General features: G+C 67.8%; 19 protein-coding genes. 8 read left to right on the top strand and 11 right to left on the bottom strand.

Features of this window, described 5'->3' with window-relative positions; all coding sequences use genetic code 11:
- Positions 1 to 3: 3 nt before the first annotated feature.
- A complete protein-coding gene (locus tag HNP73_RS16325; protein ID WP_184152039.1) occupies positions 4 to 723 on the bottom strand; it encodes a proteasome-type protease in 720 nt (239 codons plus the stop codon).
- Positions 724 to 1091: 368 nt separating this feature from the next.
- On the opposite strand from HNP73_RS16325, the gene benC reads away from it, so the two are divergent.
- Positions 1092 to 3887 carry a benzoate 1,2-dioxygenase electron transfer component BenC gene (gene benC / locus HNP73_RS16320; RefSeq protein WP_184152036.1) on the top strand — a complete coding sequence of 932 codons (2796 nt, stop codon included), beginning with the start codon at positions 1092 to 1094 and terminating at the stop codon, positions 3885 to 3887.
- Positions 3888 to 3890: 3 nt separating this feature from the next.
- Here benC and HNP73_RS16315 read toward each other — a convergent pair whose 3' ends face one another.
- From HNP73_RS16315 to dapD, 3 genes are read right to left on the bottom strand one after another with little or no spacing between them, the layout of a single operon-like run.
- Positions 3891 to 4829 carry a helix-turn-helix domain-containing protein gene (locus tag HNP73_RS16315; RefSeq protein WP_184152021.1) on the bottom strand — a complete coding sequence of 313 codons (939 nt, stop codon included), beginning with the start codon at positions 4827 to 4829 and terminating at the stop codon, positions 3891 to 3893.
- Positions 4830 to 4867: 38 nt separating this feature from the next.
- Positions 4868 to 5215, bottom strand: a complete 348-nt coding sequence (locus HNP73_RS16310) for a hypothetical protein (RefSeq protein WP_184152018.1) — start codon at positions 5213 to 5215, stop codon at positions 4868 to 4870.
- Positions 5196 to 6047: a 2,3,4,5-tetrahydropyridine-2,6-dicarboxylate N-succinyltransferase gene (gene dapD / locus HNP73_RS16305; RefSeq protein ID WP_184152015.1), complete on the bottom strand. Its 852-nt coding sequence runs from the start codon at positions 6045 to 6047 to the stop codon at positions 5196 to 5198. Before dapD ends, HNP73_RS16310 begins: the two co-directional genes overlap by 20 nt.
- 127 nt (positions 6048 to 6174) lie before the next feature.
- Between dapD and HNP73_RS16300 the strand changes: the two genes are divergently transcribed.
- Together HNP73_RS16300 and HNP73_RS16295 are read left to right on the top strand one after the other, a co-directional pair.
- Positions 6175 to 6990 carry an LOG family protein gene (locus HNP73_RS16300; RefSeq protein ID WP_184152011.1) on the top strand — a complete coding sequence of 272 codons (816 nt, stop codon included), beginning with the start codon at positions 6175 to 6177 and terminating at the stop codon, positions 6988 to 6990.
- 166 nt (positions 6991 to 7156) lie between these two features.
- A complete protein-coding gene (locus HNP73_RS16295; protein ID WP_246399864.1) occupies positions 7157 to 8632 on the top strand; it encodes an APC family permease in 1476 nt (491 codons plus the stop codon).
- 30 nt (positions 8633 to 8662) lie between these two features.
- Here the strand turns inward: HNP73_RS16295 and ntrX are convergent, their stop codons facing one another.
- The 5 genes from ntrX to HNP73_RS16270 form a co-directional block, all read right to left on the bottom strand.
- Positions 8663 to 10060, bottom strand: a complete 1398-nt coding sequence (ntrX, locus tag HNP73_RS16290; RefSeq protein ID WP_184152009.1) for a nitrogen assimilation response regulator NtrX — start codon at positions 10058 to 10060, stop codon at positions 8663 to 8665.
- Positions 10060 to 12345 carry a sensor histidine kinase NtrY-like gene (locus HNP73_RS16285; protein WP_184152006.1) on the bottom strand — a complete coding sequence of 762 codons (2286 nt, stop codon included), beginning with the start codon at positions 12343 to 12345 and terminating at the stop codon, positions 10060 to 10062. The genes ntrX and HNP73_RS16285 overlap by 1 nt, the downstream gene beginning before the upstream one ends.
- Positions 12346 to 12443: 98 nt before the next feature.
- On the bottom strand, positions 12444 to 13772 hold the full coding sequence (locus HNP73_RS16280) for a hypothetical protein (RefSeq protein WP_184152003.1): 1329 nt from the start codon (positions 13770 to 13772) through the stop codon (positions 12444 to 12446).
- A gap of 94 nt (positions 13773 to 13866) precedes the next feature.
- Entirely contained in the window at positions 13867 to 15318 is a 1452-nt protein-coding gene (ntrC, locus tag HNP73_RS16275; protein WP_184152000.1) for a nitrogen regulation protein NR(I), read from the bottom strand.
- Between the two features lie 4 nt (positions 15319 to 15322).
- Positions 15323 to 16417, bottom strand: coding sequence for a two-component system sensor histidine kinase NtrB (locus HNP73_RS16270; RefSeq protein ID WP_184151998.1), 1095 nt, complete (start codon positions 16415 to 16417; stop codon positions 15323 to 15325).
- A gap of 258 nt (positions 16418 to 16675) precedes the next feature.
- On the opposite strand from HNP73_RS16270, the gene HNP73_RS16265 reads away from it, so the two are divergent.
- The 4 genes from HNP73_RS16265 to HNP73_RS16250 all read left to right on the top strand — a co-directional run bounded on the left by HNP73_RS16265 (position 16676) and on the right by HNP73_RS16250 (position 19993).
- Complete coding sequence (locus HNP73_RS16265) at positions 16676 to 17833, top strand: bifunctional 2-C-methyl-D-erythritol 4-phosphate cytidylyltransferase/2-C-methyl-D-erythritol 2,4-cyclodiphosphate synthase (RefSeq protein ID WP_246399863.1); 1158 nt, start codon at positions 16676 to 16678, stop codon at positions 17831 to 17833.
- A 14-nt stretch (positions 17834 to 17847) separates the two neighbouring features.
- A complete protein-coding gene (locus HNP73_RS16260) occupies positions 17848 to 18339 on the top strand; it encodes a phosphatidylglycerophosphatase A family protein (RefSeq protein WP_184151995.1) in 492 nt (163 codons plus the stop codon).
- Complete coding sequence (locus HNP73_RS16255) at positions 18336 to 18818, top strand: CinA family protein (protein WP_184151993.1); 483 nt, start codon at positions 18336 to 18338, stop codon at positions 18816 to 18818. Before HNP73_RS16260 ends, HNP73_RS16255 begins: the two co-directional genes overlap by 4 nt.
- A 131-nt stretch (positions 18819 to 18949) precedes the next feature.
- Positions 18950 to 19993 carry a sensor domain-containing diguanylate cyclase gene (locus HNP73_RS16250; protein ID WP_184151990.1) on the top strand — a complete coding sequence of 348 codons (1044 nt, stop codon included), beginning with the start codon at positions 18950 to 18952 and terminating at the stop codon, positions 19991 to 19993.
- 36 nt (positions 19994 to 20029) lie between these two features.
- On the opposite strand, the gene HNP73_RS16245 is transcribed toward HNP73_RS16250, so the two are convergent.
- Positions 20030 to 20497, bottom strand: coding sequence for a type II toxin-antitoxin system RatA family toxin (locus HNP73_RS16245; RefSeq protein ID WP_184151988.1), 468 nt, complete (start codon positions 20495 to 20497; stop codon positions 20030 to 20032).
- 107 nt (positions 20498 to 20604) lie between these two features.
- On the opposite strand from HNP73_RS16245, the gene hpt reads away from it, so the two are divergent.
- Entirely contained in the window at positions 20605 to 21144 is a 540-nt protein-coding gene (gene hpt, locus HNP73_RS16240; protein WP_184151985.1) for a hypoxanthine phosphoribosyltransferase, read from the top strand.
- A 25-nt stretch (positions 21145 to 21169) separates the two neighbouring features.
- On the opposite strand, the gene HNP73_RS16235 is transcribed toward hpt, so the two are convergent.
- Positions 21170 to 21925 (bottom strand): CPBP family intramembrane glutamic endopeptidase, encoded by a 756-nt coding sequence (locus HNP73_RS16235; protein WP_184151983.1) that lies wholly within the window; start codon positions 21923 to 21925, stop codon positions 21170 to 21172.
- Positions 21926 to 21935: the final 10 nt, after the last annotated feature.

Genomic DNA, 21935 nt, shown 5'->3' with positions numbered 1-21935 from the left:
GCCTCAGCCGGGAAGCGACAGAAATCCGTCGCGGAGCGCATTGCCCCAGGCCTCCGACATGGCGCTGAACGTCGGATCTCCGGCCTCGATGCGCTCGCGGGTCGACACGCGGTACTCGCCCCGGCGGATGGTGAGCAGATCGAGCGGCATCCCGACCGAGAGGTTGGAGCGCATGGTCGAGTCCATGGAGATCAGCACCGCCTTGCGGCCTACCTCGATGGTCGTCTCCGGCGTCACCACCCGGTCGAGGATCGGCTTGCCATACTTGTGCTCGCCGATCTGCAGATAGGGCGTGTCGTCGGTCGCCTCGATGAAGTTGCCCTCCTCGTAGACGAGGAACAGCCGGAGTTGCCCGCCGAGCCGCTGGCCGGCGACGAGCATGGACGCGCTGGCGGAGTACTTCGTCCGCTCCATGCGCTCGTTCACCGCGACGTGGACGTCGTTCAGCGTGCGCCCGATGATCTCGGCCACGTCGAGCATCGAGGGCGCCCGCATGATCGAGTGTTCCGGGTCATCCCGCGCAATTGCCTGCCGAAGCTTCGCGATCACCGTCTGCGTGACGGACAGATTGCCCGCTGTCAGGATCGCGACCACCCGCTCGCCCGTGGTCTCGAAGACGAACATCTTGCGATAGCAGGCGACGTTGTCGAACCCCGCGTTGGTGCGCGTGTCCGAGAGCATGACGATCCCGGTCTCGAGCAGCAGGCCCACACAATAGGTCATTCGCGCCCGCGCCCCGCACCAATTCTCTGCGCTTTCAAGTCGTTGTCTCTCGCCACTCAGCGTTGCGGCGATGGTTAGCACAGGCTGGCCCGGGTTTGCACGGGGAAAGACCTGTCCTCGGACTGTCCGGCGCGTGGTCCGGCCGCGGGGAGCGCGCCGAAGACGCAAGATGCACGTTCCGTCCTGTCATACGTTACCTCTGTCCGTTGATCGAAACCGCACCTCGCGGTTTATCGGGACAACAGCAACGCCAGGGCATGCCATGCACCCGGACGGGATCCTAACCCGACCGGCCGGTACCGCCCGGGCTCCAGTCCAAGCGCCGCCGCCACGAAACCAACCGGCGGCAATCAGGAGGAAGCGACCGCATGACCCACCAGATTACCCTTCGGTTCGAGGACGGGGTGACGCAGTTCATAGACTGCGAGGACGGCGAGCCGGTCTCAGAGGCCGCCCTGCGCGCCCGGATCAACATCCCGCTCGACTGCCGCGACGGCGTCTGCGGCACCTGCAAGGCGCTCTGCGAGTCCGGCGACTATGAGCTCGGCGACTGCGTGGACGACGCCCTCTCGCCCGAGGAAGCCGCCGCCGGGCGGGTTCTCACCTGCCAGATGCGGCCGACGAGCGACTGTGTCGTCCGTATCGCCACCAGCTCGGATGTGTCGAGCGTCGCCGCCTCGGCCTACAAGGGCCGCGTCACGGCGCGCCGGGTGATCTCGGACACCGCCCTCAGCTTCTCGGTCGCCCTTGAGAACCGCGGCGCACTCAGCTTCCTGCCGGGGCAGTACGTCAATCTTCAGGTGCCGGGCACCGACCAGACCCGGTCCTATTCCTTCAGCTCCGGCCCGTCCGATGACGAGGTGTCGTTCCTGATCCGCAACGTGCCGCACGGCGTCATGTCGAACTGGCTGCTGGAGCGGGCAAAGATCGGCGACGAGATCGAGATGCGCGGCCCCATGGGCAGCTTCTACCTTCGGCCGATCGAGCGCCCGGTTCTGTTCCTCGCCGGTGGCACCGGGCTTGCGCCGTTTCTGTCCATGCTGGAGAAGATCGCCGCCGACGGCGAGACCCGCCAGCCGATCCACCTGATCTTCGGCGTCACCAATGACGCCGATCTGGTGGAGATCGAGAAGCTCGACGCCTTCGCCAGCCGGCTGCCGAACTTCAGCTATCTCTGCACGGTTGCAAGCGAGACGAGCAGCTATCCGAACAAGGGCTATGTCACCTCGCATATCCTGCCGTCGCAACTGAACGGCGGCGAGGCGGATGTCTATCTCTGCGGTCCGCCGCCGATGGTCGATGCGGTGCGCAGCTTCCTCAAGGCCGAGGGGCTGATGCCGCGGAACTTCTACTACGAGAAGTTTGCCGGCAGCGGCCTCGTGGTGCAGACCGGCGAGGAGCACATCGCGCCGATCGACGTCGACGAGGCCTTCGACCTGCGCCTGGCGCTCGAACTCGGCGCGGCGCAGCTCGTCATGGGGCGCCTCACGAGCGAGCAGCTCATGGCCTACCGCAAGCTCGCGGACACGACCGGGCGCCATGTGGCCGGCAAGCGCTTCACCGATGTCGCGCGCTACAGCGAGGCGAACCACGCCTTCCACATGTTCCTGATCGAGGCGTCGAAGAACACCCAACTCGTGACGCTCTACAAGCAGCTCGCGGTTCAGGACTACATCGGCCGGGCGCTGACGGCGGAGGTGGAGATCGTCGGCGACATCGTGCAGCAGCACCACGATCTGGTGGCGGCGTTCGAGCTTGGCGATATCAACCGCGCGCGCGACCTGATCGCGCTCCACGCCCAGCACTCCAAGGCGACGATGAGCCGGGCGCTGGAGCGGATGGACCGCGTACCGGCCCCTGCCCTGGCGCCCGCCCCTGCCCCGGCGCCCGTCCCTGTCGCGGCGCCGGAGCCCGAGCCCGCGGGTTGCCCGTTCGCCGCGGCACCGCTGCCCCCCTACTCCCACGAGCTGGCGTGGCCCGAGGGGCTTGAGCCCTTCAAGGTGGTGGACGACGGGTCGCAGGGCGATCCCTACGAGCACTATCGCTGGATGCGCGAGAACGCGCCCGTGCTGCGCTGCCAGTCGGCGACGTCGGATGTGTGGTTCCTGTCGCGCTACGAGGACGTCTACGCCGCGGTCCGCAACCCGAAGCTCTTCTCGTCCGAGGTCGTGAGCCCGCCGCCGCTGACGTTCCTGACGCTCTTCGACTCGCCGGGACACTCGCGCCTGCGCAAGGTGGTCCAGCCGTCGTTCATGCCGCTGTCGCTCGAACCCTTCGTCGACCAGATCACCGCGCGCGCCGAGAGCTTGCTTGATGCGATGATCGCGAAGGGCGGCGGCGACGTGGTGGAGGACTACGCCATCCCGCTCTCGATCGCGACGATCTCGACGATGATCGACGTGCCGAACGAGGACGAGGAGAAGATGAAGTTCTGGTCGGACGAGACCTTCAGCTACTTCGGCCGCCTCGCCCGCAACGCGCCCGGCACCGGCACCGACGAGCAGAGCGCCATGGACTTCTTCGCCTATCTCAAGGAGGCGATGGAGCGCCTGCACAAGTCCGGCAGCCCGTCGATCGGCGGCCACATCGCGCGCATGTGGAAGGACGGTCTGCTGTCGGAGAAGGAAGCCAAGGAGCTCTGCGCCTTCGTCTTCATCGCCGGACACGATACGACGACGATCCTTGTCGCGAACGCCTTCCGGATGCTGACCGAACAGCCCGGGCTGGTCGCCCGGCTCCGCGACAACCCCGCCGACATCGACCGCTTCGTCGAGGAGGTCGCGCGCTACCGCGGCACGGTTCAGCGGGTGAGCCGGATGACCACGGAAGAGACCGTGGTGTCGGGCGTGACCCTGCCGAAGGGCGCGACCGTACGGCTGCTCCTCTCGGCCGCGAACCGCGACAGCGCCAGGTTCCCCGACGGCGAGACCTTCGACATCGACCGCGACACCAGCGGCCACCTCGGCTTCGGCAACGGGGTCCACAAGTGCCTCGGGATGCCGCTCGCCAAGCTCGAGACCCTGATCTCGGTGAAGCTGCTGGTGAACAAGCTCGACGGCATGGCCTTCGACCCGGCAAGGCCGATCAAGTACGTGCGCGGCAACAACCTCACGAACTCCGGGCCGGAGAACCTCCACGTCATCATGGGCGAGCTCGTCGCCTGAGGCTCAGGTCGCCTTGGTTTCGTCGCTCAGGGTCGGTGCAAGCCGGCTCTGAGCATTCGCGCGGTACTCGGTCGGGCGCAGGCCGGTCTGCTTGCGGAAGAACCGGCTGAAGTATGCCTCGTCCTCGAAGCCGAGCTCGCTCGCGATGTGCTTGACGCTCATCACCGAGTAGCCGAGCAGGCGCTTGGCCTCGTGGATCGAGCGCAGGTCGATCGCCTCGATGGCCGACACCCCGAAGGCCTCGCGGCAGATCCGCGTGAGCTGGCCGGTGGTGATCCCCATGGCCGCCGCATAGCTGCTGACGGGCTGGCGCGTGCGGCAACGCGCGTCGAGGAGCAAGCGAAGCCGCTCGATCCGCGCCGCCCTCGCGGCGCGGGCGGGGATTGCCAAGAGCCGCGCCGTCTCGCTCAACCGCGCGACCTGCACGAAGAGCGCGATGGTGAGTGCGATGCCCGCGGTGAACTGCCACCGGCCATGGCTTTCCGCCTCGCGGCCGATCGCCTCGAAGAGCGGGCCGAGCGGGGTGCCGCGCCGGCTCGCCGGGTCGATCGCCAGCACCGCCGGCGTGCGCATGTACGGCAGAAGCTCGGGCTCCGCCGCCATCGCAACGGACTCGAGCGCGGACTGCGCGGCGGTGATGACGTGACCGTCAATGTCAGCACTGAAGCGAAAGCCGTGAACCGACCGCGCCGGCACGACGATCAGGCAGGGCGCCGCGAAAGCCCAGTCCTGGCCGTCGATGAAGGTCTCGCCCCCGCCTTGCGTCACGTGCAGCGACTGGATCAGGCCGTCGTGCGAATGCGGCTCGATCTCGAAGCCGAAACGGCCGGCGCGGGCGGGGATGCGCTCGCAATGCACCATGTCGACCCAGGCCTGACCTGCCTCCGCGCCATAGAGCGCGAAGTTCGGAACGGTCCGGCGCCGGGGCGCATCATTCGTCATGGCGGCGTCCCGAGGTGACTGTCTGCAGGAGTGTCACCCTAGTGGATGACGCGCTCGCCATAGATCGGCGTGAACTCGGCGACGATCACCGCGTTTTCCCGACGGCAGCGCTCGATGAGGTCGCGCTCCTCGTCGCTCACTTCACCCTCTGTCTCGCGTTCGGCGAGCGAGCCATAGCCCGTCACGTCGAGCGGCCGAAGATCGGCGGCCCGCAGCACGTTCACCGTCTCGCGCACCGCCTCGGCCTCATCATTGCCCGTGGCGTAGCACAGGAGTTCGGCCCCCGTCGCATCGCTTGGAAGATCGTCGCTCGGCCCCCGGCCGACCACGACAAGCAATGTGAACACATCGCTCACGAGAGGATCGTCAATCTCGCAGTAGGTCATTGATACCCGTCTTGGAACGCGTGCGCTCGTCAACCCGCTTGACGATCACCGCACAATAGAGACTCGGACCGGGCTCGTTGTTCGGGAACGATTTGCCCGGCATGCTACCCGCGACGACAACCGAGTACGGCGGCACTTCGCCGTAGAAAGTCTCGCCTGTCGTGCGGTCGACGATCTTGGTTGACTGGCCGATGAAGACGCCCATGCCGAGGACCGAGCCCTCGCGCACGATGCAGCCTTCGACCACCTCGGAGCGAGCGCCGATGAAGCAGTTGTCCTCGATGATCGTCGGGCCGGCCTGCAGGGGCTCGAGCACGCCGCCAATGCCGACGCCGCCCGAGAGATGCACGTTCTTGCCGATCTGCGCGCAGGACCCAACCGTCGCCCAGGTATCGACCATCGTCCCCTCGCCCACGTAGGCGCCGAGGTTGACGAAGGAAGGCATGAGCACGGCGCCGGGCGCGATGTACGCCGACCGGCGGACGACAGAGGTCGGCACCGCCCGGAAGCCGGCGGCCCGCCAATCATGCTCGGTCCAGCCCTTGAACTTCGAGTCGACCTTGTCCCACCAGCCGCCGCCCTGCGGCCCGCCGCTCTGCTCGGCCATGTCCTGCAGGCGGAAGCCGAGGAGAACGGCCTTTTTCGCCCACTGGTTGACCTTCCAGACGCCATCGGTCTGCCGCTCGGCCACCCGCAGCGCGCCCTTGTCCAGCGCCTCGAGGGTGGTTTCGATGGCGGCACGCGCATCTCCGCCAGTGGCCGGCGTGATGGTATCGCGCGCGTCCCACGCTGCCTCGACAGCACGTTCAAGATGGGCGTGATCGAGGCTCATGGTTCAGGCACTCCGGGATTCGTGATTCAGACAGTATTCAGACGATCAAGTTCAAGTCTGGCAGGGGTTCGGCCGAACCTATAGACGGGCGCCGGACCTGAGGCAATGCGCCGAGAGGATGATGGGCATGAGCCAACCGACCGAACAACCGCGCCGTTTTCCTGATGCGAGGGAGGATGTCGCCCGCTGGGACCGGACGCCGGAGACGCCACAGACGCTGTCGCCGAGCTATCGACTTGCGTTCAACGACGCCGATTTCCTGACTCGCGAGGAGCTGCGCCCGGTGCGGTTGCAACTGGAGCTGCTGAAGCCCGAGATGACGCTTGCCGAGCGCGGCATCGACTCCACCGTGGTGATGTTCGGCAGCGCGCGGATCCCCGATCCGGCCGACACCGGCCCCGCGCGACCGGCAAGCGGGCTCGCGCACTGGTATGAGGAGGCGCGCACTTTCGCGCGGCTCTGCACGAAAAAGGCGATCTCGACGGGCAACCGCGACTATGTGGTCTGCACGGGTGGCGGCCCGGGGATCATGGAGGCCGGCAGCCGCGGCGCATGGGAAGAAGGCGGCGTCTCGGTCAGCCTCAACATCGTGCTGCCGCACGAGCAGAGCCCGAACCTCTACGGCACGCCGGAGCTGAGCTTCAACTTCCACTATTTCGCCATCCGCAAGATGCACTTCCTGATGCGCGCCCGGGCGATCGTGGCGTTTCCGGGCGGCTTCGGAACCCTCGACGAGCTTTTCGAGGTGCTGACGCTGGTGCAGACCGGCCGGATGAAGCGGCTGCCGATCCTGCTGTTTGGCGGCGACTTCTGGCATGAGGTGATCGACTGGCAGGCGTTGGTCAGGGCCGGAACCGTGGCGCCGGACGATCTCGGGCTGATCACCCACGTGGCGAATGCGGCGGAAGCGTGGAAGGTCGTGGAGAGCTGGCCCGCCTCCTGACGTCGCCCCCCCGAGGCAGCCGCTGACGTCAGCCTCGTCCCGGCCGCGGCCACACGCGTCGCTGCGGGATTCAGCGATTCTGTACTATGGTGCCGCCGGGGAACCCGGCCGCGCGACGGGGCGTTCCCTCACGAGTGCGAGAGCGCAGGCACGGGGAGCGACAGGCATGAGCACCGCAACGTCGGGCGTCGGGGACGGGCACGGGCACGCGAAGGGGGAACCGGAGCTGGTGCGGGTGATGGGCCCGAAGCTTCTGCTCCTCTTCATCGTCGGCGACATCCTCGGGACGGGCGTCTACGCCCTGACCGGGACAGTGGCGGGCGAGGTCGGCGGCGCCGCATGGGCACCCTTCCTCGTGGCATTCGCGGTCGCGACCATCACGGCACTTTCCTATCTGGAACTCGTCACCCGCTATCCGCAGGCCGCCGGTGCCGCGCTTTACACCCACCGGGCGTTCGGAATCCATTTTCTGACGTTCCTCGTGGCGTTTACCGTGATGTGCTCAGGCATCACCTCAGCCTCCACCGCATCCAATGCCTTCGCGGGCTTTCTCTCGGACGGCTTCGGCCTCGGCTACGAGGCCGGCAGCGGCGGGATCCTCATGCTCGCCCTTGCCTTCATGGCAATCGTCGCGCTGGTGAACTTCCGCGGTGTCGGCGAGAGCGTGAAGGCGAACGTGGTGCTGACCTGCGTCGAGCTCTCGGGGCTGCTGATGATCATCCTCATCGGCTTCTGGGCCATGACACAGGGCCGGGCGGATTTCACCGAGGTCATGATCTTCCACTCGTCAGCCGACAAGAGCGCCTTCATGGCGCTGACCGCCGCGACCTCGCTGGCGTTCTTCGCCATGGTGGGCTTCGAGGATTCGGTCAACATGGCCGAGGAGTGCACCAATCCGGTGCGGGACTTCCCGCGGATGATGCTGGCCGGGCTGGGGATCACCGGCGTCATCTATGTGCTCGTCTCGATCTGCGCCGTGGCGCTGGTGCCGGTCGGCGACCTGACCGACCCGGCCAAGGGCTCGGCGCTGACGCAGGTGGTGCGTGCCGGCGCGCCGGGGCTGCCGTTCGACACGATCTTCCCGTTCATCGGCATGTTCGCGGTGGCGAACTCGGCGCTCATCAACATGCTGATGGCCTCGCGCCTGCTCTACGGGCTGGCGCGGCAGGGGGTGCTGCCGCACGCGCTTGGCCGAGTGCACCCCACGCGCCGGACCCCGTGGGTGGCGATCATCTTCACCACCCTGCTCGCCTTCGGGCTCATCTACTTCGTGGTGACGAACAGCCAGGGTGCGGCGGTGAGCCTGCTCGGCGGCACCACGGCGCTCCTGCTGCTCTGCGTCTTCACCATCGTCAACGTCTCGCTGCTGGTGCTGCGCAAGCACAAGGTGGCGCACGTCCACTTCCGCGCGCCGTCGTGGGTACCATGGGTCGGTGCCGCGACCTGCGCGTTCCTCGTCGGCCCGTGGGCACGCAGCGCCGCGCAGATGCCGCAATATCGCATCGCCGCCTGGCTCATCACCATCGGCGTCGTGCTCTGGGCACTGACCTGGGCCTGGAACCACTTCGTCCGCCATCGGGACGGCCACCTGCGGCATCCCGAGGATCTGGCGGAGCATCACGACGGGGCGCCGCACAACTGAACCGGCGCCCGCCGCTTGGCGAAGCGTCGCTCAGGCGTGCGCTTCGGCCTCCTCGCTGCGATCATTGCGGCCGGCAGTGATCACGTTCAGCGACTTCAGCTTGCGGTGCAGCGCCGAGCGCTCCATGCCGACGAAGTTCGCCGTCCGGGAGATGTTGCCGCCGAAACGGTTGATCTGGGCCACGAGATACTCGCGCTCGAACATCTCCCGCGCCTCGCGCAGCGCGAGACCGGCGAAGGCCGCGCCGAGCATCCCGCCGGCGTTGGCGCCATTCGGGGCGGACTCGAGCACCAGTTCCTCCGGCTCGATCGGACCCTGATCCGGCCCGAGGATCAGCGAGCGCTCAAGGGTGTTCCGGAGCTGGCGGACGTTGCCGGGCCAGCGCATGGTCTGGAGCTGGGCCTCGGCCTCCGGCGTCAGGGTACGCTTCGGCAGGCCCTGCGCGGTGCTGAGGTCCTCGAGGAAACGCGCGGCGAGCTCGGGGATGTCCTCCCGGCGGGCTTCCAGCCCCGGCACGGTCACCGGCACCACGTTCAGCCGGTGGTAGAGTTCGGTGCGGAACCGGCCGGCCTGCACTTCGCGGGCGAGGTCGCGCGTGGTCGCGGAGACCACCCGCACATCGACACGCACGGTGTTCGACCCGCCGACCCGCTGGAAGCTCTGGTCCACGAGAACACGCAGGATCTTCGACTGGGTGCCGAGCGGCATGTCCGCCACCTCGTCGAAGAACAGCACCCCGGTGTGGGCCCGCTCGAAGAGGCCGGCCTCGACGCCGCGGTCCGGACCCTCGCGGCCGAAGAGCACCTCCTCCATCTGGTCGGCGCCGATGGTGGCGGAGTTTACCGTGACGAACGGCCCTTTTGCCCGCTCGGAGTTCTTGTGGATGTAGCGCGCCGCCACCTCCTTGCCGGAGCCCGCCGGCCCGGACAGCATGATGCGGCTGTTGGTGCGCGCCACCTTGTCGAGCTGGCCCTTCATGTGGCGGAAGTTCGGGCTGCCGCCCAGCATGACCGAGGAGCCGGTGTCACGGGTCTTCAGCGCGGCATTCTCCCGCCTGAGACGCGAGGTCTCCATGGCGCGGCCGATCACGACCATGAGCTGGTCGATGTTGAACGGCTTCTCGATGAAGTCGTAGGCGCCCTGCTTGATCGCGGCGACGGCGATCTCGATGTTGCCGTGACCCGAGATGATCACCACCGGGATTGCCGGGTTGTCGCGCTTCACCTTCTTCAGGATGTCGATGCCGTCGAGCCGACTGTCCTTGAGCCAGATGTCGAGGATGATCAGGTCGGGCGCGGCGCGGTCGATCTCGCCCAACGCCGTCTCGCTGTCCCAGGCGAGACGCACGCCGTGGCCCTCATCGGTCAGAATGTCGCCGATCAGGGTACGGATGTCTGCCTCGTCGTCGACCACCAGGATGTCGCTCATCACAGGCTCTCCCTCAACTTCTCAGTAATCTTGGCTTTTTCGTCGCTGTCACGGCTGTGTTCGGGGGCGGCCTGGGGCAGCACCATGCGGGCCCAGGCGCCGGGGGGCGCGCCGTCCTCGAACGGCGGCGCCGGGACAAGGTCGAGCGTACCGTCGTGCTCCTCGACGATCTTCTTCACGATCGGCAACCCGAGCCCCGTCCCCTTCGCCCGGTGAGTCACATAAGGCTCGAAGAGGCGCGCGGGCTGCTCGGGCAGGCCGATGCCATTGTCCTGAATGTCGATGCGGAGCTGTCCCGGCTCGGTCATCAGCGATACCCGGATCTCACCGGCGGCGCCTTCGGATGCCGCGGTCAGCCGCTCCTCGATCGCCTCCGCCGCATTCTTCAGCAGGTTGGTAAACGCCTGATTGATCATCGTGCCGTCGAGATGCGCGAGCACCGGCGTCTCGGGCAGCGCCAGCCGGTAGATGACGTCGGGACGCGCGGATTCCTGCAACAGCACAGCCTCCGAGAGCAGCTTGCCGAGGTCGACCGGCCGACGCTCCGGCGCGGGCATCCGGGCGAACTTCGAGAACTCGTCGACGATGCGGCGCAGGTCGTTGGTCTGGCGAACGATCACGTCGGCATACTGCTCAAGCCCCGCGCGCTCCTCCTCGGGGACCATCGGCCCGAACTTGCGCCGGAGCCGCTCCGCGGAGAGCTGGATCGGGGTCAGCGGGTTCTTCACCTCATGGGCGATGCGCCGCGCCACGTCGCCCCACGCCGCCATGCGCTGAGCGACAACGAGGTCGGTGACGTCGTCGAAGGACACGACGAAGCCCTCAAGACGCCCGTCATCGGCCGTTCGCGCGGCAATGCGAACCAGAAGGTCGCGCTCCTGTCCGGCCCGCACCAGCTTCACTTCGGCCTGAGCGACGCCGTTCCGCCGGGTGTCGAGGCGGTGCAGCAGTTCGGCAAACTCCGGGACGGTGACGTCGAAGGGCTCTCCGGCCGATACCTCGGGGTCGAGATCGAGAAGCGCCCCGGCAGCGGCGTTCATCACCTCGATGCGGCCGGCGCCGTCAAGGCCGATCACCCCGGCCGTCACGCCCGAGAGCACCGAGTCGAAGAGCCGGCGCCGGCGCTCGGTCTCGTCGTTCGCCGCGATCAGCGCGTCGCGCTGGCCCTTCACCTGCCGGGTCATCTCGTTGAAGGTCCGTCCGAGAAGCGCGATCTCGTCGTCGCCCTGCTCCTCGCGGACCTTCGCGTCCAGGTCGCCACGCCCGACCCGCTCGGCAGCGCTGGCGAGCCGGCCGACGGGCCGCGCCAGCCGCTCGGCGAACCAGAGGCCCATCCACATGGCGGCGAGGATCACCACGAGGGCGAAGCCGAGATAGACCAGCGCGAACTCGAAGAGCAACCGCCCGCGATCCGCTTCGAGCTGCTGGTAGAGCCGCACGGTCTCCTGCGTCTCGTCGAGGAGCGAGAGGATCTTCCCGTCGACCTCGCGGCTGACGTAGAGGTAGTGATCGGGGAACGCCTTGAGCCGGAGCAGCGCCCAGAACTCGTTGTTCTCCCAGTCCTGGATGATGACGGTCTCGCCTTCCCGCGCGCGGGCCATGTCGGCGGGTGTCGGCGCGGTGTACCAGAAGAGGTAACTGCGCTCGCCGCGGGCACGCAGCCCACCGTCACCGTCGATGACGTAGGCCTTGGGAAGCGCGCGCTGCATCTGCAACTGGCCACGGGTCAGCAGGTCGCGGAGCTGCCCGCCCGCGAGCAGGGGATTGCGCTCCTTCTGTTCGTCGAGAAAGCCCCCGAGCTCCTGCGCGTCCGATTGCAGCGTGGTGCGGTGCTCCTCCTCGTAGGCCTGTGCCGCGGCCATCGAATTCGTCACCACGTCGTGCACCCGGTCCGAGAACCAGCCTTCGAGGCCGAAGTTCAGCGTGGCCGTGGCAAAGACCGCCACGAGGACGGTCGGAATGAGCGCGATCAGCGTGAAGAAGCGCACCAGCCGCATGTGCAGCTTCGAGCCAGCCGACTTGCGCCGGCGCGCGGCGATCATCTCGCCGACCCGCTGCGCCACGAAGGCGGCGACGATGATCGCGTAGACAAAATCCGCGAGCAGAACCGGCCGCAGCATCTTGCCGCCGCCGAACCACTGCATGTCCGAGAGGACGAGCATCGTCGCGATTGCGAGCAGCGGTCCGAGCGCCACCATGATCCAGAGCGTGGCCTGGCGCAGGTTGTGGCGATTGCGCCACCGCGCCAGGCGGAGCCCGGCGTAGGTCAGTTGGTGACTGCGCATTCTTTGTGACGCTTTCCGGCTCGACTGTGGCCGTCTTACATCATTCTCGCGCCACGTGTAACCCGAATGTCGAGGTACCGGCTGGAATCCTCCGATGCCTAGTTGTGGCCGGAAAGGAACCGGGAAAATACGCGGCTGACGTTGATGGCCTTCGCCTCCAGCTCGCCGCCGTCAGCCGTGACCACGAGCTGAGTATCGTGGCAACTGAAGCAGTTATGGTACGTCGACTGAGTGAAGGACTCCATCGCGAGGCTCGAGAGCGCGTCCTCGCCGGCGACCGGTCCTTCGTCGGAGCTCTGGCCGGGCGCGTTGACGAACTCCCGTCCGGCCGCGAAATCCCGGTCCGGCCGGTCGAGCCAGGTGGCGCCGACCAGGCGGTAATGCTGGCGCATGTCGCCCGAGTCCTCCGGCAGGAAGCGCGACCACACGCTGGCATTCAGGAGCTCGAGATCCTCGTCAGGCGTGGTCGTCGTCATCTTGGAGGCGGGGTATTCGCGGTAGATCGGCGTCGTGGCGCCGCCGTTGCGGGTGAAGGACTGGGACGCCTCGTCGAAGGCCGCCGCGAGCTCGTCCGCCGTGCGCAATGCGCCGAGATTGGAGTGAGCTGCCGTGGCGCCCGCGCGGTAGAGCAACCACGACCGGGAGGCATCCGCCACATAGCCGGGGTCGGTCGCCTCGGGGTTCGCGTCGGCCTCAGGCGCGCTGTCGGGTCGCTTTTCGCGGTCCACGTGCTCGAAGGTCGACCAGATGAATTCCGGATGGCCCTCCATGGTAAAGACCACATGCAGCGCCACGAGCGCCACATCGACCGTCTCGCAGAGCCCTGACGGGTCGGGCACCACCCCTCTGTCGGAGGCGACCAGATGCGGGACGGTGGCGCGTTTCCAGAAGTAGCTGCTGCGGTCCTCACCCGGCGCAAGGATACGCCATGCCGACTTCAGCTCGATGATGCCGGGCTCGTCGAAGGCCAGCGACGGATCGGCGCCGAGCACCGCCGCGGGCGTCGTCAGCCCATTGCGCCGCACGAACTCGGCGAAGCGGTCGTTGAGATGGATGGCATAGTAGATCGGCCGGCCGTTCCCGTCGATCAGCAGGCCGCCGAGCCCGGCCTGCTCGACGCCCGAACCGATCTCCGGCAGCACCGCTGTCCCGTCTTCCTCGGCCACCTTTACCGACAGGTCGAGATGGTCGGTCTCCTCGCCCGCCGGATCGAACAGTTCGCCGATTCCGGGATAGCTCAGGAACGCAGGCTCGCCGTCAGCACCCGGTTGCGAGACATGGAGAAACGTCTGCCATGCCGCCTGATAGAACGGACAGTCCGACGCCGGATGGGGCGCCGGGAGATCAAGGACCGGAAACGGCGTTCCCGGGAGCCAGGACTCGGGATTGCCACGCAGAGGCGCATCGCAGCCTGCAAACGCGGACATCGGAAAGCAAAACGCGAAAACACACGCGACAAACGCACTCGACCGGAGCACCGCACTCCCCCACGGATACCACAGAAACAGACGAGGGTCCGGGCTACATCATCCTCTTGCCCCGGGTAACCCGGATGTCGAGATCCTTGATCTTTTTTCGAAGGGTGTTGCGGTTGATCCCGAGCAACTCGGCGGTGCGCACCTGATTTCCCCGTGTCGCCGACAGCGACAGCGAAATAAGCGGCAGTTCCATCTCCTTCAGGATCCGATCGTAAAGCCCGTCCGGTGGCAGGCCGTCGCCGTGCAGGTCGAAGTAGCGCCGCAGATGCGCCTCGATCGCATGGGCGAGCCGTTGCGGCTGGGCAACCTGCGGGGCCAGGGCGGAACTCGGCCGGGCGGAGATCTCCTGCGCCACGACCTGCCCCGAGATCACCTCGTCGGGGCAGAGCACGCAGAGCCGGCGGATCAGGTTCTCGAGCTCGCGCACGTTGCCCGACCATCCCTGCTTCTTCAGGATGTCGAGGGCTTCCCTGGAGATCGTCTTGCGTGGCAGCCCCTCGATCTCGGCCCGGCGCAGGAAGGCCCGCGCCAGATCCGCCACGTCCTCCAGCCGCTCACGCAGCGGCGGCAACCGGATCGGCACCACGTTCAGCCGGTAGAACAGATCTTCGCGGAACCGGCCCTCGTTGATCAGGTTGCGCAGATCCTGATGCGTCGCCGCAATGATCCGCGCGTCGGCGCTCTGCACCTCGCGGCCACCGACCCGGGTGAACTCGCCCTCCTGCAGCACGCGCAACAGCCGCGTCTGGGCGTCGAGCGGCATGTCGCCCACCTCGTCGAGGAAAAGCGTACCGCCTTTCGCCTGTTCGAACTTGCCCGCGATCGCACGGTCTGCACCGGTGAAGGCACCCTTCTCATGGCCGAAGAGCTCGCTCTCGATCAGGTCGCGTGGGATCGCCGCCATGTTGATCGCAACGAACGGCCCCTTCTTCCTGAGGCCGTAGTTGTGCAGCGCGCGGGCCACGAGTTCCTTGCCGGTGCCGCTCTCGCCGGTGATCATGACGCCGAGATCGGTGTTCATGAGCCGCGCGAGGATGCGATAGACCTCCTGCATCGCCGGCGAGCGGCCGATGAGAGGCAGGTTGTCCTCGCGCCCCGGTGCCTCTTCCTCCACGGCCGGAGTGCGGCGGGTCTTCTGGTTCAGCGCCTTCGAGACCTGTCCCAGCACCTCCTTCAGGTCGAACGGCTTCGGCAAGTACTCGTAGGCGCCCACTTCCGCCGCGCGGATCGCCGTCATCACGGTGTTCTGCGCGCTCATGACGATGACCGGCAGCTCGGGCCGGCGCTTCCTGATGGCAGGGAGCAGGTCGAGCGCATCGCCGTCGGGCATCATCACGTCCGTGACGACCACGTCGCCTTCGCCCTCCTCGATCCAGCGCCAGAGGGTCGTCGCGGTACCGGTTGCCCGCACCCGGCATCCGGCGCGCGTCAATGCCTGCGCCAGAACCGTACGGATCGTGCGGTCGTCGTCCGCGACGAGGATCGTGCCTTCCATGGACTTACCCCTCTGCCGCCTCATCGACGACATCGCCCCGCCAGACAGGCAGGCGCACGCGAAAACGCGTCCTGCCGGACCGGCTATCACATTCAACCACCCCCCCGTGGTCGGCTACGAATTTCGACACCAGCGACAAGCCTAGCCCGGTGCCATTCACCTTGGAACTGACAAACGGATCGAAGATGTCCCGGATGATATTCTCCGGTATTCCCGGCCCGTTGTCTGCAATCGTCACCACCAGCGGCACGCTCTCGCTTTGGCCTCCTGGCCGTGTCATTTTCACCCCTGGCTGATACGCCGTCGAGATCGAGATGACACCTCCGACGCGCGGCGCGGCCTCTGCGGCATTCTTGAGAAGGTTCTGGAACACCTGAAGCAACTGGTCCGGGTCCCCGGCCGTTGGCGGCAACGAAGGGTCGAACTCCTCGGTAAAGCGCGCGTGCGCCGCGAATCCCGCCTGCGCCGCCCTGCGGGAGCGATCCAGAACGTCATGTATGTTCAATGGCCTGCGCTGAGCCGGCCGCAGATCCCCGAACTGCTCCACCCGGTCGACGAGCTTGCCGATCCGCGCCGCCTCGGCCCGGATGAGGCCGGTGAGCTCGCGGTCATCATCGCCAAGGGTCATCTCGAGAAGTTGCGCAGCCCCGGATATCCCGGCGAGCGGGTTGCGAATTTCGTGGGCGAGCATCGCGGCCATGCCTGTGACCGAGCGCGCGGCGGACCGATGGCCAAGCGACCGGTCCATCTTGTCGGCCATGCCCTGCGGATGCATCAGGATCATGATGCCGCCGTCGTCGTTCAGCGGCGTGACATGGACGTCGTGAAGCTGCGGCGGCTGATCGGCCCAGCCCACCATGATGTCGTACTGCGCCACCGAAACGCCATCGCGCCGCGCCTGGCGGGTCATGTCGAGCACGGCGCTGTCGGCACCGAGAAAGCGGCCGAGCGGTCGGCCAGCCATCTGGCGCAGGGAGGTGGATGCAAAGCTTTCGGTGGCCGGATTGGCCGTCACGATCGTGTCGGCACCGTCCAGCACCAGCGCGGGGTACGGTATCGCACCCCAAAGTGCCTCGAAGCTCATCGTGTCTGCTTCCATGCCACACCTGCCGTCCATCATGCGTTCGTCGTCATACCCGCTGATATTTTAGGCATTGTCCCCGCTCTGCGCCCGGGTTCAGCACTGTGCGCTTATTCGTTGAGCACTCACATCATTCCTACCGCAGTGCGGCATAGCTGGCAAGCGCCTCCACCTCACAGAACTGTCGGGGAGGCCCGCGGCCCGCATCGGCCGTCGGCGTTGTGGCCGCCCGGCCTTTCGCCCTATAAGGCGCGCGACAGCAGGGATGGGTCGAACTTGAGCAGACGCACGGCGGGGCTGATCGTGGCGGCAGGCCGGGGCGAGCGGCTGGGCGGGGCGATCCCGAAACAGTATCTCCCGGTGGCCGGGCGCGCCATGCTGCGCCGCAGCATCGAGGCGCTGCTCGCCATCGGGGAACTCGACTGCGTCATCGTGGTGATCCATCCCGACGATGCCCCCCGCTATGCCGACGCCGTCGAAGGTCTTTCCGATCCGCGCCTGCTCCCGCCGGTCACCGGCGGCGCCGAGCGCGCCGCCTCGGTGCGCGCCGGGCTTGAGGCGCTGGAGCCGCAGGCGCCCGAGCGCGTGCTGATCCACGACGCCGCACGCCCCTTCCTGCCGGCCTCCGTGGCCCTCTCGGTGCTTGCGGCGCTCGACGAGGCGCCCGCGGCCTTCCCGGCCCTCCCGGTCGTTGACGCGCTCTGGCGCGCGGATGCGAACCACGCCGAAGTGGCGGTACCGCGTGACGCGCTCTGGCGGGCCCAGACGCCGCAGGGTTTCCGCTTTGACGCCATCCTCGCCGCGCACCGGGCGCACACCGGCGCCGCCCTCGACGATGTGGCCGTCGCCCACGCCGCGGGGCTTGCCACCCGGCTGGTTCCGGGCGACGAGACGAACTTCAAGATCACCACGCCCGGGGATCTCGCCCGGGCCGACCGACTCGCGAGGGCAGCAATGGATATCCGCACCGGCAACGGCTTCGACGTGCACGCCTTCGGGCCAGGCGACGGGGTCATGCTTTGCGGCGTGCGGATCGCCTTCGACCACGGCCTTGTCGGGCACTCCGACGCCGACGTCGGCATGCACGCCCTGACGGACGCGCTTCTCGGTGCGCTGGCCGAGGGCGACATCGGCCGCTGGTTCCCGCCGAGCGACCCGCAGTGGAAGGGCGCGGCGTCCGAGATATTCCTGGACGCGGTGATCGCGCGCGTGGCGGAACGCGGCTTCATCCTCACCCATTGCGACGTGACACTGATCTGCGAGGCGCCGAAGATCGGGCCGCACGCGGCAGCGATGCGCACGGAGCTCGCGCGCATCTGCCGCATCGACGCCGACCGGGTGAGCGTCAAGGCGACGACCTCCGAGCGGCTCGGCTTCACCGGCCGGGGCGAGGGCATCGCCGCGATCGCCACCGCAACCCTCGTGCAGGCCTGAGAGGTAGGGACGCCATGAGACGCATCGTCGGCAGCTTCGGCGGGGTCGGCTTCGCACCGGTCGGAGCGGGGACCTGGGGCTCGCTCGCAGCGCTCGTGATCGGCTATCTGCTGCACTGGCTGGGCGGCTTCCCGCTCCTCGCCATCGCCACGGTCATCGCCTTCGCGGCCGGGCTCTGGGCCGCGCAGCACGAGGTCGGGAGCCCGGGCAAGTTCGACCCCTCGTGGATCGTTATCGACGAGGTGGTGGGCATGTGGATCGCGCTCTTTCCGCTGTCGCTCGGCCTCTGGCTGAACGACGCGCCGGCCTCGCTGTTTCCCTGGCCGGGCTGGGTCTCGGCCTTCGTGATCTTCCGCCTGCTCGACATCTGGAAGCCGGGGCCCGTCGGATGGGCTGACCGGCGACGGGGCGCCGCGGGGGTGATGCTCGACGACGTGATCGCCGGCATCCTGACCGCGCTCGCCGTCACCGTGATGGCCGGCATCGCCCACGGGTGGCTCGCATGATCGCCGAGACCCGAGCCCGGGCACTGCTCGACGCCGCCCGCGCCCGCGGCTGGAAGGTCGCGACCGCCGAAAGCTGCACCGGCGGCCTTGTCGCCGGGGCGATCACCGACATTCCCGGCTCGTCCGACGTCTTTGACCGCGGCTTCGTCACCTATTCCTACCCCGCGAAGGTGGCGATGCTCGGCGTGCCGCAGGTCATGCTCACCGAGCATGGCGCGGTCTCCGAGCCGGTCGCCCGCGCCATGGCAGAGGGCGCCCTCGCTGCGTCCGACGCTGACGTCGCCGTCGCGATCACCGGCGTGGCCGGGCCGGGCGCGTCGGATGCCAAGCCCGAAGGGCTCGTCTGGTTCGCCATCGCAACCCGCGACGTCGTGCGCACCGAGCGCCGCGAATTCGGCGCCCTCGGCCGCGACCGGGTCCGCGCGAGAAGCGTCGACGTCGCGCTGGAACTCGCGACCCTCGCCATCATCGGCGGCTGACGCGGGCACGGCGCCGACCCGCTCCGGTCAAGACTCCCGAAACCAACTGCGAACTCTCGCAGTGCGGCGCACGCTGGTTGTTAACGCGTCGTCGCAATGGTGCGGGCTCTGATCTATCGGAGAGCTCGCAGATGGACCGCACCGAACAAGACCGCCTCAACGCCCTGCTGAAGTACGCCATCGCCGGAACCCCGCCCGAGCCGAACTTCGACCGGGTCACGCTGGTGGGCGCCAAGGTATTCGGCAGCGCCTTCTGCACCCTCAACCTCGTCGAGGCCGAGCGCCTGTGGATCAAGTCGCGCCACGGCATCGACGTGGAGGTTCTGCCGCGCAGCATGTCGTTCTGCGACCACACGATCCGTGGCAGCGACGTCATGGTGGTGCCGGACGCGACGCTGGACCCGCGCTTCGCAGACTCGGCCATCGTCGCCGGCGCGCCGAACATCCGCTTCTATGCCGGCGCCCCGCTGGAAACCCCGGACGGTCACCGGATCGGCACGCTCTGCCTCCTCGACCCGACCCGGCCGCGCGACTTCACCGCCGAGGAGGCCGTCGTCCTGCGCAACCTCGCCGCGACCGCCATGGAGCTGATCGAGGCGCGGTCGCAGAACATCCGCCTGTCCGACCTGACCCGGCAGATCAGCCATCAGGCCAACCACGACGCGCTGACCGGCCTTGCCAACCGGCGCGAGCTCCTCGCCCGGTGCGACGGCATCCGCGCCGAGGCGGCCCGCGGCGAATACCTCGCCCTGCTCTATATCGACCTCGACGGGTTCAAGGCGGTCAACGACACCAGAGGCCATCTCACCGGCGACGAGCTGCTGGTTCAGGTGGCCGCGCGCCTCCGGGAAGGCCTGCGCGACTCCGACTGCCTTGCCCGGATCGGCGGCGACGAGTTCGTGGTGGTGCTGCGCGGTGACGAGCGCATCATCGAGCGCGCCGAGATGATCGCCGCCCGGCTGATCCAGCGTCTTGGCGAGCCCTTCCTCATTCGCGGCCACGTGGTCGGGATCGGCGCGAGCGTCGGTGTCGCGGTCGATTCCGCCCGGAGCGCCGGGCTCGAGGACATGCTGAAGCGTGCCGACACCATGCTCTACAAGGTGAAGAGCAGCGGGAAGAACAACTTCATGTTCTGGACCGAGAACGGCGCGGGCACGGGCTCCCGCGCCCAGTAGCACGCCGGCCGCCCGCCAACCCGTCCGGCTGCCGCCTCAGGCGGCCGGGCGCGGCCCGTAAAGCGCCTCGGCGCGCTTCTCGAAGGCCCGCACGATGCGGTGCATCGCCTCGGTGAAGACGAGGCCGATCAGCTTCTGCAGGATCGCCGAGCGAAACTCGAAGTCGACGAAGAAATCGATCTCGCAGCGCCCCGCGCCGGCATCGATGAACCGCCAGTGGTTCTTCAGATAGCGGAACGGCCCGTCGAGGTACTCGACGTCGATCGTCCGCGCAGCGGGCTTCAGGGTCACCCGGCTGCCGAACTTCTCGCGGTAAACCTTGAACGACACGATGAGATCGGCGTCCATGACCTCGCCCGACCCGTCGGGAAGCGGTCTCGTGCTGCGGACCCGGGCGGCGGCACACCACGGCAGGAACTCCGGGTAGCGGCCGACGTCCGCGATGAGCGCGTACATCTCTTCCGCCGTGTAGGGCACGGTGCGCTTTTCTGCGTGGGTCGGCATATGGCTCCCCAGCCCGGTTCCTGAGTTGTCGGGGCCGGACAATGACAATAGGATGTCGCCGGGCACAAGGCCGAACGGGCCAAACCGCCGGCCGGGGGAGCATATCTGTGACGAAGCGGGACTATGTGATCGACGAGATGATCTCGGCGAAGGCCATTGCTGCGCGAGTCGAGTCTCTCGCCCGCGAGATTTCGGAGTTCTACGCCGGTACCAACAAGCTGGTGGTTGTCGGCCTGCTCCGGGGGTCGTTCATCTTCATCGCCGATCTGGTGCGCGAGCTTGATCTGCCGGTCGAGGTCGATTTCCTCGAAGCCTCCTCCTACGGCAACGCCATGGTGTCGAGCCGCGAGGTGCGGATCCTGAAGGATCTGCGCGCCGGCATCGAGGGGCGCGACGTGCTGCTCGTCGAGGACATCGTCGACACCGGCCGCACGCTCTCCCACGTCCTCGCGATCCTGAACACCCGCCGCCCGGCGCGACTCGAAGTCTGCGCGCTCCTCGACAAGCCGTCACGCCGCGAGGTCGACGTGAAGGCGCGCTGGACCGGCTTCGAGATCCCCGACGAGTTCGTGGTGGGCTACGGCATCGACTACGCCCAGAGGAACCGCAACCTGCCCTACATCGGCAAGGTCCGCTTCCCCGAGTGACGGCCGCCGGGAGCCGTCGCCGCCCCTACCGCTCGTTCCGCAGCAGATAGAGCCCGTAGAGCCCGATCGGCAGGATGAAGACGACGGGCAGGACGGGCGCCCAGAGCGGCATGTCCGGGGCGGCACCCTCCGTCGCGGCTTCCATCCCCGGCGCGTGGGCGAGGAAGGCGAGAAACGTCGCGAAGTTCCAGACCGTGTGATAGCCGATCGCCGGCCAGAGCGAGCCTGTGCGGATGCGGATCGCCGCGAGCAGGAGGCCGCTCGCCATCGCCGCGAACGACTGCGCCACCGCGAGGACCAGATCGCCGGTCAGGAACACGTTCAGCACATGAACGACGCCGAAGACCACGGTGGAAATCGCCACCGCCGGCCGCAGACCGAGCCGTGTGCGCAGGCCCGAGAGCATCACGCCACGAAACATCGTCTCCTCCGAGAGCCCGACGAAGAGCGTGTTCAGCAGCAGCATCCAGAGCACCGGCGAGGCCGGCAGCGTGCCGAGGCTCGCGACGGCGAGCATCAGCCCGACGTAGAGCGCGGGAAACCACAGCAGGCCGAGCGACGCCCAGCGTGGCGCACGGAAGCCCACATCCGGCCAGCGGAAGACCCATGCCGCAACGAGAACGAAGATCGCCGCGAGCACGATCTGCCGGGCGATGCCGTGGGTGACGAGGTCGGTGAGGGTTTCGTCCGTCTCGAGATGCGGCGCGGCGGCGAGGGTGATCGCGATCCACCCGGCGAAAACGAGAAGCGCCCGGCCGATCGTGCCGGCCGGGCGCTGCAAGGAGAACTTC

Source organism: Amaricoccus macauensis (assembly GCF_014201905.1).
Taxonomy (GTDB): domain Bacteria; phylum Pseudomonadota; class Alphaproteobacteria; order Rhodobacterales; family Rhodobacteraceae; genus Amaricoccus; species Amaricoccus macauensis.
This window is presented reverse-complemented; position numbering and strand designations above follow the sequence as displayed.